At 53.6% G+C, this 14,300-nt stretch carries 11 protein-coding genes; 6 read left to right on the top strand and 5 right to left on the bottom strand.

Features of this window, described 5'->3' with window-relative positions; translation table 11 throughout:
* Positions 1-170 precede the first annotated feature (170 nt).
* Positions 171-1,406: a ferredoxin-NADP reductase gene (locus JUJ53_RS13015; RefSeq protein ID WP_204152449.1), complete on the top strand. Its 1,236-nt coding sequence runs from the start codon at positions 171-173 to the stop codon at positions 1,404-1,406.
* A 172-nt stretch (positions 1,407-1,578) separates the two neighbouring features.
* Here the strand turns inward: JUJ53_RS13015 and JUJ53_RS13010 are convergent, their stop codons facing one another.
* Positions 1,579-3,168, bottom strand: coding sequence for a glycoside hydrolase family 57 protein (locus tag JUJ53_RS13010; RefSeq protein ID WP_204152448.1), 1,590 nt, complete (start codon positions 3,166-3,168; stop codon positions 1,579-1,581).
* A 381-nt stretch (positions 3,169-3,549) separates the two neighbouring features.
* Positions 3,550-3,708: a hypothetical protein gene (locus tag JUJ53_RS13005; protein WP_204152447.1), complete on the bottom strand. Its 159-nt coding sequence runs from the start codon at positions 3,706-3,708 to the stop codon at positions 3,550-3,552.
* A 409-nt stretch (positions 3,709-4,117) separates the two neighbouring features.
* Here JUJ53_RS13005 and JUJ53_RS13000 point away from each other — a divergent pair, with 409 nt between their 5' ends.
* The 3 genes from JUJ53_RS13000 to JUJ53_RS12990 all read left to right on the top strand — a co-directional run bounded on the left by JUJ53_RS13000 (position 4,118) and on the right by JUJ53_RS12990 (position 7,759).
* Positions 4,118-6,085 carry a hypothetical protein gene (locus JUJ53_RS13000; RefSeq protein ID WP_204152446.1) on the top strand — a complete coding sequence of 656 codons (1,968 nt, stop codon included), beginning with the start codon at positions 4,118-4,120 and terminating at the stop codon, positions 6,083-6,085.
* A gap of 97 nt (positions 6,086-6,182) precedes the next feature.
* Positions 6,183-6,599: a secondary thiamine-phosphate synthase enzyme YjbQ gene (locus tag JUJ53_RS12995; RefSeq protein ID WP_204152445.1), complete on the top strand. Its 417-nt coding sequence runs from the start codon at positions 6,183-6,185 to the stop codon at positions 6,597-6,599.
* A 5-nt stretch (positions 6,600-6,604) separates the two neighbouring features.
* Positions 6,605-7,759 (top strand): succinylglutamate desuccinylase/aspartoacylase family protein, encoded by a 1,155-nt coding sequence (locus JUJ53_RS12990; protein ID WP_204152444.1) that lies wholly within the window; start codon positions 6,605-6,607, stop codon positions 7,757-7,759.
* 189 nt (positions 7,760-7,948) lie between these two features.
* Here JUJ53_RS12990 and JUJ53_RS12985 read toward each other — a convergent pair whose 3' ends face one another.
* The 3 genes from JUJ53_RS12985 to JUJ53_RS12975 form a co-directional block, all read right to left on the bottom strand.
* The gene (locus JUJ53_RS12985) at positions 7,949-8,110 is read right to left on the bottom strand and encodes a hypothetical protein (protein ID WP_204152443.1); all 162 of its coding nucleotides are present in this window, start codon (positions 8,108-8,110) and stop codon (positions 7,949-7,951) included.
* Between the two features lie 141 nt (positions 8,111-8,251).
* Positions 8,252-9,238, bottom strand: coding sequence for a porphobilinogen synthase (gene hemB / locus JUJ53_RS12980; protein ID WP_204152442.1), 987 nt, complete (start codon positions 9,236-9,238; stop codon positions 8,252-8,254).
* 246 nt (positions 9,239-9,484) lie between these two features.
* Positions 9,485-10,756 carry a glucosyl-3-phosphoglycerate synthase gene (locus JUJ53_RS12975; RefSeq protein ID WP_204152441.1) on the bottom strand — a complete coding sequence of 424 codons (1,272 nt, stop codon included), beginning with the start codon at positions 10,754-10,756 and terminating at the stop codon, positions 9,485-9,487.
* Between the two features lie 559 nt (positions 10,757-11,315).
* Between JUJ53_RS12975 and JUJ53_RS12970 the strand changes: the two genes are divergently transcribed.
* Together JUJ53_RS12970 and JUJ53_RS12965 are read left to right on the top strand one after the other, a co-directional pair.
* Positions 11,316-13,097 carry a sugar phosphorylase gene (locus JUJ53_RS12970; protein WP_204152440.1) on the top strand — a complete coding sequence of 594 codons (1,782 nt, stop codon included), beginning with the start codon at positions 11,316-11,318 and terminating at the stop codon, positions 13,095-13,097.
* 58 nt (positions 13,098-13,155) lie between these two features.
* Positions 13,156-14,022, top strand: coding sequence for an HAD-IIB family hydrolase (locus tag JUJ53_RS12965; protein ID WP_204152439.1), 867 nt, complete (start codon positions 13,156-13,158; stop codon positions 14,020-14,022).
* The last annotated feature ends 278 nt before the right edge of the window (positions 14,023-14,300 follow it).

Below are 14,300 nucleotides of genomic sequence, written 5' to 3'. Positions count from 1 at the left end.
TTGGGGAGACATCAGCGATCGGGATGCACAGGTCAAGAATTGAGTTGAGATTCAAGCGTTTTGTGGATCAGAGGGCTTTATTCTGATAGCTTGATCTGTGGTGCAGTGTGGGTGATATATGCCCCGCGCTGTGGTAGGTTTGACTTAAAAACACCTAATTCTGATTGGCAATGTATAATCCAAGCGCAGCAGGCAAGGCTTCTAACACAATCTACGGGAATCGTCTTTTCGTATACGAGGTTGAAGGTCTACGTCAAAACCTCGAGGCAGACAAGGCAGACTACCCCATTCGCAAGAGTGGCAGTGCCTACATCACCGTGCCCTATGGTCGCATGAATCAGGAGATGCAGCGCATTACTCGCTTAGGCGGTCGGATTGTGAACATTCGTCCCCTTAGCGAAATGAGTCGTGAATTGGCAGAAGCCAATAGTCCATCTTCGAGTGCAGCCCCTCAGCCCAGTCAGTCGGCAGGAGAGAGCAAGGCTATGACGCAGGCGGCAAAGGCTGAAAAGACCACCGTGGTTCCGGTCAATCTTTACCGACCCAAATCACCTTTCATCGGCAAATGCATCAGCAATGAGCCGCTTGTGGGTGAAGACGGGATTGGTATTGTGCAGCATCTTACGTTTGACCTATCGGGCGGCGATCTGCACTACCTAGAAGGGCAAAGTATTGGCATTATCCCTGAAGGGACAGACGACAAGGGCAAGCCTCATAAGCTTCGCCTCTATTCCATCGCTTCGACCCGTCACGGCGATAAGCTTGATGATCAAACCGTTTCCCTCTGCGTGCGGCAGCTTGAATATAAGCACCCAGAAACCAATGAAACGGTGTATGGAGTTTGTTCCACCTATCTCTGCAATTTAGAACCGGGCGCAGACGTGAAAATCACGGGGCCGGTGGGCAAGGAGATGCTGTTGCCTGAGGATCCCGAGGCTAAGGTGATCATGATGGCGACAGGTACCGGGATTGCACCTTTCCGGGCTTACCTATGGCGCATGTTTAAAGAGGAGGAGCGCAAGCTTAATACCGACTACGACTTCAAGGGATTTGCTTGGCTCATCTTTGGGATTCCGGTGACCCCCAACATTCTCTACAAGGAAGAGTTGGAGGCCATTCAAGAGCAGTATCCCGACAACTTCCGTCTTACCTATGCCATTAGCCGTGAGCAGCAAAACCCAGAGGGTGGTCGGATGTATATCCAACACCGGGTGGCTGAATATGCGGATGAGCTGTGGGGCATGATTCAAGATCCCAAGACCCATACCTACATCTGTGGATTGAAGGGTATGGAAGGCGGTATTGATGAAGCGCTTTCGGCAGCGGCAGAGAAGACGGGTGTCAACTGGTCTGACTACCAGCGCCAAATGAAGAAGGAAGGCCGCTGGCACGTCGAAACCTACTAAGCGCACGGGTGGCAACATTCCAAGGTGGGCAATCGCTCGCTCAGGATGTTGCCCTAGGAGCTTGGCTAGGCAAACGGCTTCATTTCAGGAAACAGTAAGGGAGCGATCGCCCTCGATCGCTCCCTTTTGCATGGGTGTTGAAACTAGGCTCAGAGCCCTCAGGCGGACAGGCTTAGAGAGGGCGATACACCCGATAGTTGATGTCGGGGAAAATGTTGTCGATCGCTTCCACCTTCTCTAGCCAGCCGGAATCAATTTTGCCGCCCAAAATATCCTCCCGCAGTTTGTTGAAGCGCATGAGGTGCGATCGCGTCCGCCGTACGGCATAGGGCACCATGGTGCCGGTGCGCATGATGAACGCCCAATCCGACGACTGGGCCAACAGGAGTTCCCGAGCCGCTTGGTTAAGCGATCGCCACTCTAACTCATCCGCCGGCTCTCGTTCTGATAGCTCAATCATCCGCTCAGCGGCCTTATGTAGGTGAGGATAGATCCAAGCATTGGTTTCGTTCAACCAATATTCATGGAAGCCCCTAAAGCCCCAGCTCGACTGAGATGGACGACAAACCTGCTGGGTGGGATGCTCTTGGATGTAATCGGCCAGGTGGGTCATTTCATAGGTGTTTTGGTCAAACCAGGTTTTGCGGAACAGGTAGTCAATAAACCACGGCCCCTCATACCACCAATGCCCAAACAGCTCAGCATCGTAGGGCGACACAATAATCGGCGGGCGCTGCATGATGCCGTGGAGGTGTTCCACCTGCTTCTGGCGATTCCACATGAAGTTACCCGCATGTTCCGCCGCCTTTTCCCTGGCCCAGTAGGGGTCATACCAATCTTTGTCGCTCAGCCCTAGCCCCTTGCCGGTAATCTTGTGGTACTTGATGCCCACATTCTTCCGCTGCCCGTTGGGCATGATGTAAGGCTTGATGTATTCGTATTCCGCATCCCAGCCCAAGTCACGGTAGAACTCGCGATATTCCGCCGCGCCAGGATAGCCCACTACCGAAGACCATACCTGCTGGGAGGATTCGTGGTCACGTCCAAAGGCGGCCACCCCGGTTTCTGTATAGATCGGGGCATAGGTGCCAAAGCGTGGGCGCGGGCGAGCATAGAGAATGCCGTGGCCATCACTTAAGAAGTACCGCAGCCCGGCATCGGCCAACATGCGCTCTAGCCCTTCGTAGTAAGCACATTCTGGCAACCAGATGCCCTTGGCTGGTCGCCCAAAGGTTTGCTCATAATGCTCACAAGCCACCTGCACCTGTGCCCAAACCGCTTGGGGATACATTTTCATCAGGGGCAGATAGCCATGGGTAGCCCCGCAGGTGATGATGTCTAGGTTATTGCTTTCGAGATAGTTGCGAAAGCCTGTGATCAGGTTGCCATCGTAGCGTTCCCAGACTTCCCGCACCTGGTTATATTCCGAAGCATAATGCTCAGATAGGTAGCGTAGATGGCCATTGTGGGTGTTGCGCTCAACTTCCATCTCTGCCAGCTCTTCTAGCTTGGCTAGGTGGGCGTCATAGCGCTCTTGGAGCAGCGGATCTTGCAGCATCGACACCAGGGGCGGCGTCATGCTCATGGTCATTTTGAAGTCTACCCCGTCGCGCTTCAGCCCATCGAACATTTGCAGCAAGGGAATGTAGGTTTCGGTGATGGCTTCGTAGAGCCATTCCTCTTCCAACACATAGTCGCTTTCCGGGTGGCGAACGAAGGGAAGGTGAGCGTGGAGAACCAGAGCGACGTATCCAATACTCATAAGCGCTAGGGGTGCATGGTGGCCGAGAGGTGGGCGGGCTGAAACAACATTAAAAATGACGTCGGATGTATTAACGGGTGTTGTTCAATAAAAGCAGTCTATAAAAGCAGATAGTGTCCTCCCTGCTACGGGCTAGGTTGTGCGGCAGGAAGCACCGGTGATGAAAACCCAATCGGCTTCTCCATACGCGAGGGTAGCACGCTAGAAATCGGCTACCTATGTCAAACCATGACATACCTAGCAGTCATGCAGTTAGGGTGGGCTGCTGCCAAGATTGTAAAGCAAAAGCTAAACACATTTTCCGAGAGATGCAACTAGATTCGTGGCAACCCATAGGATCTGCCCCAAGGGGTATGAACGCGGTCGGCAGCAGCCTGGGGCTTAGAACCCTGCCGGCGATCGCTGTTGATGGGCAATGCCAACAGCGATGATGCGCGCCACTTCTGCGTGATCTCTGCCCGTGGGCAAGGGGTTGTTCAACATGCCTGGGAAGGGGCAGCGGCTGGGGGCGCTCAGCCTGGCATCTTGTGAGCAGGACATCTAGGCAGGACATCTTTGGGGCGATCGAGAGACTCTCCACTCCGATCGCCTTGGGCTTGGGTGGAGGGGATGTCAAGCTCTTTGCAGGTATTTTCTCGCGATTTAGTCTGACTATTAAATTATCTTGCTACTCTAGACGTATTCATCAGAGGGTTGCTTAACTTTGGTAAGACTGATGCTGCGCAACAGCTCAGCCGCCTACCAACCAAGACTAGACACTGAGAAGTCTGCAGACCGGTCAAACTGCTGAGGGCTTGATAAAATCTAAGCACGATTGCAGGATGACGTTCATCGGTTGACAGTCATGGCTTTCATGACATGAAGATGGGCTTGCTGAATTGCTGTCACATAAGCTTTGATTGGATAGTCTCTTGGGTCATCAATTTCCACTGCCACATCTGGGTACGCTATGACACAGCCGACGATTTTAGAATTGGCAAAACAAGGTGATCCTCAGGCGATCGCCACCTTAATGAATCGCACGCTTCACACTCAAGGCATGAATGCTAGAGTGGCGCGTCAGGGCGATCGCCTCTTGATCATGACTGAGGCTGCACAGGTGCCAAACCGCATGGTTATGACTAACTTTGTGCGCAATGGCATCAATGGTCTGGAGCTAGACTCCATCCGCCTCATTCGGATTTTGGGCAAAAAGACGGGAGATGACCAAGCGGCTTGGGTACAGGAGCTTGAACTCTCGGAGCAGGGGGCCGCGATCGCCGCACCGAAGCCGCCTGCCCCCCCAGTTTCCCAAGTCTCCCAGGTGGATGCAGCAGCCCCGCCGGTGATTCGTCCCCTGCCGCCGCCCCCACCCCCTGGCAGAATGCGGTTTAGTGGTGAGGGTCTGGCTGCCCCAGCTCAGGATTCCCCGGAGCGATCGCCCGATGTGATTCCCAAGCGCGTGCCGCCGCCACCGCCGCCGCACCTGGATGGGCTGTCGTTGGGGCGGACATCGGTACAGGATGACGACGATGAGGAAATTGAGTCCTTCATTCCTGATGACACAACCGTCTTGCCGAGCCTTGATGATGACTTCACGGCATCGGAGTTAGATCTTGACCTGAATCGGGATGACGATATCTCCTTTGATTTGCAGCCCGCCAGTGACTCCGATGCCGACGCCTATTCTGAGTCGTTGATTGATGATCTCTTCAATACAGAGGCACAGACGACGATTGAAGATGACGAGGAGATCAGTCTCGCCCTCGATGATGCCGAGAGTGATTTGCTGGGGTTGAGTAATAATGTCTTAGCTGATTTGGTAGGGCTAACGGATCCAGACCTCCGCCCTAGCGATCCGGCCATGACGCCCGAGCCAGATGCGGATGTAGCGGCGGATGATCGGCGCTCATCGGATCTGGAGGAGCCCTTGATGGAGACATCGCCGGGGAGCGATCCGGCCGAGGTAGACACCTGGGAGCCCCCCGATGACGAGGAACTTAGGTCTGATCAGGATGTAGAGCAACCGCAGCTTGAGGCCAGCACCCCAGAAGAGCCTTTGTCCTTGCCCCCAGCTTCGTCACCGCCACCGGCTCTGCCCGAGGAAACTGAACCTCAGCGATCTGGGGTCGGCGCTGGGGCAATCTTTGGCGTGATCTTGGCGTTGATTATTGCTTGGATTGGTGGCCTGATGGGCTATAACGCCTGGCAGACCATGAATGAGCCGGAAGACGGTACGACGGCAGATTTGCCCACGACTCCTGAACCCGCTCCTGATGCCCCAGAAGGTGAGGCCGTTGAGGCAGACAACGCTTATCAAGACGCGATCGCCCTGGCGAATCAGGCCAATCGTTTAGCGGCCAATGCTCAATCGCAGGATGATTGGGCCTTAGCGGCGAGTCAATGGCAACAAGCTGTAGCCCTGCTGCGCAGCGTGCCGGAGGATGACCCGAACTATGCTGATGCTCAGGCCGCCTTGCCTAACTATGAAGAGTCCTTGGCGATTGTTGAACAGCAGGCAGCGTTGCCACCGGGTACCGAGTCGTTGCCTTCAACGACTGTGACAATCTCCAATGCTGGAAGCTGTCGCACGGTGCGCTCGACCCAGGAATCACCGCCCCTAGAGCTCACCAATGTTCAGTTCAATGCACCGACGGGCAACAGCCAAATCACCTACATCGTGGGCTGTATTACCAACCATACCGACCAAGTAATTGGCAATGTGAGTATCGCCTATCAAGACAGTCCTGATGCTGAACAGACGGTGGAAGGACGCTTGAACTTCAATGATCTAGCGCCAGGGCAAACGATTCCGTTCCGCAGTGACTTTACCCTGAGTCCTGATACAACGGAAGCAACGATTGATCAGATTTCTTGGGCGGCGGTAGGTGCTACATCGCCTCAAGAGTTGGATGCCTCGATTCGCTTGGTGCGCTAGGCGATCGGGAGGCTGATGATCTACGGTGTATAGAAGGGAGGCGATCGCCCTAGAGGCTACCGTCTCCCTTGACCGTTTGGTATGTAAGGGACATGGGATGCAACTTTACCAACAAATCCTCACCGTCAAAACCGATGGCAAGTCGCTGTGTAAGATCACAAATCCGGTGCAGGATATTGTGACCCAGTCTGGTTTTCAAGTCGGGCTCTGCCAGCTCTTCCTGCGCCATACCTCTGCTAGTTTAGTGATTCAGGAAAATGCCGATCCGGATGTTTTGAAAGATCTGGCTAACTTTTTTGCGCGGCTAGTGCCCGAAGATGCGCACTACATCCACAGTCTAGAGGGGGCGGACGATATGCCGGCCCATATCCGCACGGTGCTCACCCATACATCGGAGCAGATTCCCCTGGCCAATGGCCGACTGATGCTCGGCACCTGGCAGGGCATTTACCTCTGGGAACATCGCCAGCGCGGCCAGCGGCGGGAGGTGGTGGTGCAGCTCATGGGGCAGTAAGAACGATGGTGCCAGAGATTATAACCGTGCCCTTGCTGCAGCTAGCATCGGGCGATCGCCTTTCGCTGCAGGTCTATCGATATGTGGGCCGGCATCCCGGCAAGAAAATCTATATTCAGGCTAATCTCCACGGTGCGGAGTTGGCGGGCAATGCCGTGATCCACGAGGTTTTAGCAGGGCTACAAACCCTAGATGATGCAGACCTGCGGGGTGAAATTTGGCTGGTACCGCTCTGTAATCCTTTGGGCGTCAATCAGCGATCGCACCATTTTGCGACTGGACGCTATAACCCCTACGACGGGCGCGATTGGAATCGCATCTTTTGGGACTATGAAAAGCAGGTGGATCGCAGCTGCATTCAGCAATTTGCCCAGACCCATCTCAAGTCCTCGTTGGCAACCCTCCAAGCTGCCTATCGCCACAGGATTCACCAGCAATTTCTAGCCGATCAGCAGCAGGAGGCCCAGGGCGGCGGCGCACCCATCCACCATCGCTATCGCAACTGCCTGCAGTCCCTAGCTCTGGATGCCGATACGGTGATTGATCTGCATAGCTCATCCAACGATGGATTGACCTATCTCTACTATGGGGGCGATCGCCACCTGGGAGCGGCTCTGTTTGGCTTCGATCTAGCCATCCAACTGGATCGCTACGATGGTGATGCCTTCGATGAAGCGTTTATCAAACCCTGGCTGGCGCTGGAGCGGGAATTAGAGATTCTGGGGCGATCGCTGCGATTTGATCTGGAAGCCTACACCCTAGAACTCGGATCGGCGATGCAGATGCAGCCAGATTCCGTAGAACGCGGTGTGCAGGGCATTCAAGCCTACCTGTACGAAAAGCAAGTGATCACTCAGCGTTGGACAACACCGCTACCCCTAGCAACGCCCCAACTTTACCGATCCAGCGATATCCAGCGATACTATGCTCCCACGGGTGGCATAGTGCGATCGCGGGTGTCCTTGGGCGATCGCGTTGCCCAAGGGCAGGTTCTCTGTGAGATCTTACAGGTTCCTAAAGGGGGCGATGACTATCCCCATCTGATGGAAATGCGCGCTATGCAGGCCGGTCTTGTGTTGGATCGCGGTATTAATCAGGCGGTGAACGAGGGGGAATATGTGCTGGCTCTATTGCTGGAATCCAGTACTGAATCACGATAGACAGCCATTTCAACGATGGTCATCTTAACCCTTGCCTGCCGCTACGGCAGACTTAAAGAAATGAAGCTGTCGGGTTTCGGCTGCGCTCAACCCTCTAGTCATAGGTTGGGCTGCACTCAAGCCTCTGCGCATCAGGCTTTGAGCCGTCAACCAGATACCCGACATTCACGCTTTGCGTAGCCGGTATCTTCAGTCAAACTGACGTGGAATCAAGGCTCCACCCTGCATAACGCGGTTGTAAACCGTGAGGCAGCATACGGGAATAGAAACAATCAGAGCGACGACTAAAAGTGATTCAACGTCCATGTTATGCACCGGCGTAACGTCTGATGATAGCTTGACTAAGTTCATATCTATCATCAATCGCAGATGTACGGGGGCGACTATTGCACGCTCGTCACATACTGTAGTGCTTCTACTCAGTTGTACTGAGAAAGGTATCTACTGTGTTGCAACTCTGTTGCATTCGTTCACACCGGTGCAGAATTGCCGCTAGCCTTCCGCTAGCCAGCGGGCGGCATCTTTGGCATGGTAGGTGAGGATCATGTCAGCACCGGCCCGCTTAAAGCTGGTCAAGGTTTCCAAGGTGATCTTTTGTTCATCAATCCAGCCATTGAGAGCCGCAGCCTTGATCATGGAATATTCCCCAGAGACGTTGTAGGCAGCGACCGGCAGGTTGGTGGCTTCCTTGACGCGCCAGATAATGTCCATGTAGGAGAGAGCCGGTTTCACCATCAGCATGTCTGCGCCTTCGGCAATGTCTAGCTCAATTTCCTTGAGGGCTTCGGTGCCGTTGGCTGGATCCATTTGGTAGGTGCGGCGATCGCCAAACTGGGGGGCGGAGTCGGCGGCATCGCGGAACGGGCCATAGTAGGCCGATGCGTATTTGGCGGCGTAGGACATGATGGGAATATGGGCAAATCCACCTTCATCTAGCCCTTGGCGAATCGCCTGCACGAAGCCATCCATCATGCCGGAGGGGGCAATAATATCGGCACCGGCTTTGGCCTGAGACACCGCCGTTTTCTTCAGCAGCTCTAGGGTGGGATCATTGAGCACTCGACCCGACAAATCCCCGACCTCTAGATAGCCGCAGTGACCGTGGGAGGTATATTCACACAGGCAGGTATCGACCATCACGATCAGATCGGGCACGGCTTCTTTCACCGCCGTTGCGGCTAGCTGCACAATCCCATGATCGTGCCAGGCACCTGTCGCTTCCACATCCTTGGTTTCAGGAATGCCGAACAGGATGATGGCTGGAATGCCTAGGTCGTAGACCTCTTTGGCTTCTTCAACAATTTTGTCGATGGAAAGCTGATAGACCCCTGGCATAGACTTGACTTCGCTGGCAATGCGCTCACCGGGCACCGCAAACAGGGGATAGATCAGATCATTGGTGGTTAACACTGTTTCACGCACCATCCGACGCAGTTGGGGATGGCTACGCAATCGACGGGGACGATGGGTTGGAAACATTGCTTCAAACTCTAGACGCTAAGAGGTGACTAACTCATGGAACCAGTCGGAGCAGGGCAGGCGATCGCCCTTGATCCCCACGCTGGTGCTGAGGAGGCGACTCGATCTGTCAAAACGATGTCCGATGGTCACTCCGATTGTAATTAAGTCTAAAGCGTGGCCTGCCCCGAAAACTCAGTCCCTAGGTTACGTTGTGTAACGCCTGGGCTGACCAGCCATGGCTGGGTCTTGGGGGCAGGCCATGGGCTAGAACAACGGAGCTGGATTGACAGACAACTGCGGGATAGATAGACCTAGGGTTTGAGCGATCGCGCCACTTTCGGTAGCATCATGTTCCGCTGCATCCCGCAACTGTTCACGCAGGTCGGGCATGACGGACAGGGCCCTTGTCCAGTCTGGGATTTGCGCCCCGGATGGATCATGGAAATACTGCTCCCCAGCCCGCTCGATGACTTTTTCAAACCGCTCAATGGTTTCCTCCTCCTGGTGGCGGTTGTAGGCAATGTTGTTAAACCGGGCATCGACGAAGTACTGGCGGGTAAAGTCTTGGGCCCGCCGTCGAAACTTCACGCGCAGGGTATGGATATGGTCAATGGAAATCACCACCTGCTCCATTTCGGTCAGGGTGCGCAGGATCGAGCACATAATGTCTCGACACATTTTTTGCAGACCATCATCCGGCGAGTTGCCCAACCCTTGATGTTTATGGTCAAACACCCCTAGATCCACTTGGGAAATTTGCTTCCTCGCCACATTCCGGTAGACCTCAGCCAAGAGCCCCACCTCAAGGCCCCAGTTGGCCGGAACGCGGGTATTCAGGGCTAGGTTGCGGGTTAGGGCAAATTCACCAGACAGGGGATAGCGGTAGGCGCTGAGGTAGCGCAGGTAGTCGCGGTAGCCAAACACCTCGGTCATGGCGGTGAGCAGCGGCGTGACAAAGAGGCGAGACACGCGACCATGGAGCCCGCGTGGGTAGCTGCCCAGACGTGCATAGAAGGCTTTGTTGAAGGCGATGCCAAATTCCTTTTCCAGCAGTGGGTAGAGCAGCTTTAGGGGATAGGTGCGGTCGTAGGTGGTGATGTCGGCATCATGGAGGGCGATCGCTTCTGCCTGAAGAGAAGCAACACCTAGCCCTAGCCAAACAGCACGTCCTTTGCCGCGAAAGCGCGTTAAGTCTAAGCCGCGATCGCGGAGATGCTGCAATACTTGGGTCACCCTGGGGCCATTTTCCCAGATGATCAACGTTTGCTGGGGTAGGGGATCAAAAAACTGGACGGCTCTAGCATATTGCTCTGGCGTATCTGCATAGAGACAGATAACCACTGTGTCTACGAATTCGCAGTGACGAAGGTGTTCGCGGATTTGAGCTAAGGCAGGACGCTCTAATTCATCGTACAGCGCTGGAATAAGAACAGCCGTAGACGATTGTTGACTTAAGTGGATAAGTCTGTCTTCTATGTATCCTAGGTCACATCCAAAGTCGTGAATCGTGGTGATAAGTTCTTGCTTATAATCCATGCAATCACCGGAAATAGGTCATTCGTCAAGGGTTTGGGTCGGGATGATGCCCCACGAGCAGAGTTGTCCTCATGATTAGGATGGTCTCGATTATCCGAGAAACCCAAGGCGATCGCTGTCAGAGGGACTACAAATGAGCGATCGCCATCATGAATCAACGTGGCGATCGCGGATCGGGCACGCGTAGGCTGGTTGGCATGGTGAAAAAAATCAACCAGGTTTAAGATGGGCAATGATGTGGTGTAGCATCGTTTCTACGCCACAGGGTGCATCTCTACCCCAACAAAATTCGTAGTGTTAACTACTGAGGCTGCCCAGAAAACTTCTCCATAATGAGTATAGTCCTGAGTTGCCCTATTGCTGCAATCACCCTTGCCCATGGGGCTGTTGTCCTATGGTTTCATCAGGCATCTACACCGTTGACTCTGCCTTACCGTTTGACCATTCAAGTGCTAGCAATCAGCCTTCAGGATATCTGGATAGAGCAGCGATGGCTTAAACGTCCGCATTCCCTGACATCTACCTTGCCATTATTCAGTTCACGCGTGGAACACCAACTATGACTGTCATCAACCAACCTGCTGATCGATATCCCTACGTTGCCCGTCGCATCCGCCCGTTGCTCGAAGCCGTTTACCCAGAAAACCAGATTGATAACCTGCTAGACCGCCTGTATGGTCTGCTAGAGGAGCACTTCGCCGCTTCCCTGGACGAAAATTTTCAGAAGTGGAGCGAAGACAATGTATTGCTGATTACCTACGGAGATAGTATCTATACCCCTGACGAGAAGCCGCTTGCCACGCTGAAGAACATCCTAGACGGCTATTTGAAATCAGCCGTGACCGGGGTACATATTCTACCGTTTTGTCCCTATAGTTCCGATGATGGTTTTGCGGTCAAAGACTACCTCAGCGTTAGCCCAGAACTAGGAACCTGGGATGATGTGCGGGCGATCGCTCAGGACTATGACCTGATGGTGGATTTGGTGTTGAACCATATTTCCAGCCAAAGTGAATGGTTTCAACAGTTTAAGGCGGGTCAAAAGCCTGGATGTGACTACTTCATTGCGGTGTCGCCGGAGACGGATGTTTCTGAAGTGGTGCGCCCGCGCAGCAGTCCGCTGTTAGTCAAAATAGATACAGCAAAGGGAGAACAGTATGTCTGGGCAACCTTTAGTGATGATCAGATTGATCTGAATTTTGAGAATCCAGAGGTTTTAATCGAGTTCATCAAGATTATTTTGTTTTACGTAGCTGTTGGGGCCAAATACATTCGTCTAGATGCGGTGGGATTTCTTTGGAAACGTTTGGGCACTCCCTGCATTCATTTGCCGGAAACTCACGCCATTATTCGCCTATTGCGGGAAGTTTTGCAAATGGCGAACCCAGATGTTGCTCTGATTACCGAAACGAATGTACCCAATCGGGAAAACCTCAGCTACTTTGGCAACCGCAATGAAGCTCACATGATCTATAACTTCAGCCTGCCGCCGCTGCTGTTGAATGCGCTGATGCAGGGGCGATCGGATCACCTGAAGACCTGGATGATGAGTATGCCGCCGGCCCCCATCGGCTGTGCCTATTTCAATTTCACGGCGTCCCATGACGGCATTGGGCTACGACCGGCGGAAGGTTTGCTCAGTGACGATGAATACCAGGCCCTGCTCGACACCATGCAGCGATTTGGCGGCAAGATTAGTATGCGTCGCCATCCAGACGGCAGTGAAAGTCCCTATGAAATTAATATTTCCTTGTTTGACGCCATGAAAGGCACCGTCAAGGGACAGGATCGCTGGCAGGTGCAGCGCTTTCTCTGTTCCCAAACCATTATGTTATCTCTGGAAGGTGTTCCGGCCTTCTACATCCATAGCCTCTTGGCTACAACCAATGATTTAGATAAGATGGCGCGCACCGGACACCATCGTTCTATTAATCGCCATCAGTGGGATTACGATCAACTGGTGGCGGCTCTAGAAGATGAAACATCACCCCAGGCCGTTGTCCTTAAAGAGCTATGTCGGCGGATTCAAATTCGGCGACGGCAGGGAGCCTTTCATCCCAACGCTACCCAATATACGCTGCACCCTATGAATAAGGCGCTGTTTGCCTTCTGGCGGCAGAGTATTATTCGAGATCAGAGTATTTTCTCGATCCACAACCTCAGCGATCGCACCCAGCAACTCGCCCTATCCAACCTCAATCTGGTGATTACCGATCCCTGGTGTGATCTGCTCAGCGGTCAGTTGATTCACAATATCTACGACAAGTTTGTCCTCAAACCCTATCAATCAGCATGGATTACCAACAAATTTGACCCCAGCGACGTGAGAGAGATGCAGTAGCTCAGCTTCCTAGATGGTGCGGTATGGTAGTCATCGTTCCCTGCATTCTCCCAGACCTATGGCTACCTCCCCCGCTGTGCTCATTTTTACCGATTTAGATGGCACGCTACTCAATGCTGATGATTACCGCTATGATGCAGCGCTGCCGGTGCTTCAGGCTCTACACCGGCAGCAGATTCCGGTGATCCCGGTGACTAGTAAAACTCGTCGGGAAGTGGCTGCTCTCCGCCAGCAGATTGCGTCCCACGATCCCTTTATTGTGGAAAATGGTAGCGCAATTTTTTTTCCCAAGGGCGATCGCCGTTTTGATCTGGCCGCCGTTCATGGATTGATCACTGACCCTGCCGACACTGACCCTACCGAAACGCTCCAAATGTGTCGCTTAGGCTGTACCTATGACGAGGCACGGCGGGCACTCGTCGAGCTTTCCCGGTCACTCAACATCCCCCTACAAGGATTTGGCGATCTCTCAGCAGCAGCGTTGCAGGATCTGACGGGTCTCCCCTGGGACGCGATTCCCCTGGCCCAGGCACGGGATTTTACGGAGCCGTTTGTGATGCCCAAAACTATTCATCCTGATCAACCTGATCAATTAGATGCGGCTGTGCAGCAACTGGGGATGGGCGTGGTGGTGGGCGATCGCTTTTCTCATTTAATTGGCCCCCATGCCGGTAAGGGCAGGGCGGTGCGGCTGTTAATAGCTGCCTACCAGAGCGCTATTCCTGAACAATCTATCTACACTATAGGGCTAGGTAATAGTCCTAATGATCTAGAGATGCTAGAAGCGGTTGATCTGCCTGTGGTGATTCCCGGCTCGGCCGGGGCCCACCCAGCTCTCAGCGATCGCGGTTGGCAGATTGCGCCAGAATCCGGCAGTCGAGGATGGGCGATCGCTGTGCAGCAAGCACTTCAAGAGAACAGATGAGCCTGGTCGATCAGGATGATAGGTGGATAGATACCAGCCGTAGGGGAAGGGCGATCGCTCAAGAGTTACCCTAGCCGGTAGCATTTCTGTGCCTGCCTACCCTTCATGATCTAGGTCATTTATCTTGTTCTATCCATCTGAGCGGTGGTATAGCTATCGTCTAGGTATCCTAGGATACCTTGCGTATAAACACGGAGAACACCCTGATTTTTAGGATATAATTAGTTCCGAAAGGTGATTAGCCATTGTCTAGTGCTCCAACCCTACTTAATCGCCCC

Source organism: Leptolyngbya sp. CCY15150 (genome assembly GCF_016888135.1).
GTDB lineage: Bacteria > Cyanobacteriota > Cyanobacteriia > RECH01 > RECH01 > RECH01.
Note: the sequence above shows the minus strand (reverse complement) of the source record. Positions and strands in the feature narration are given on the sequence as shown.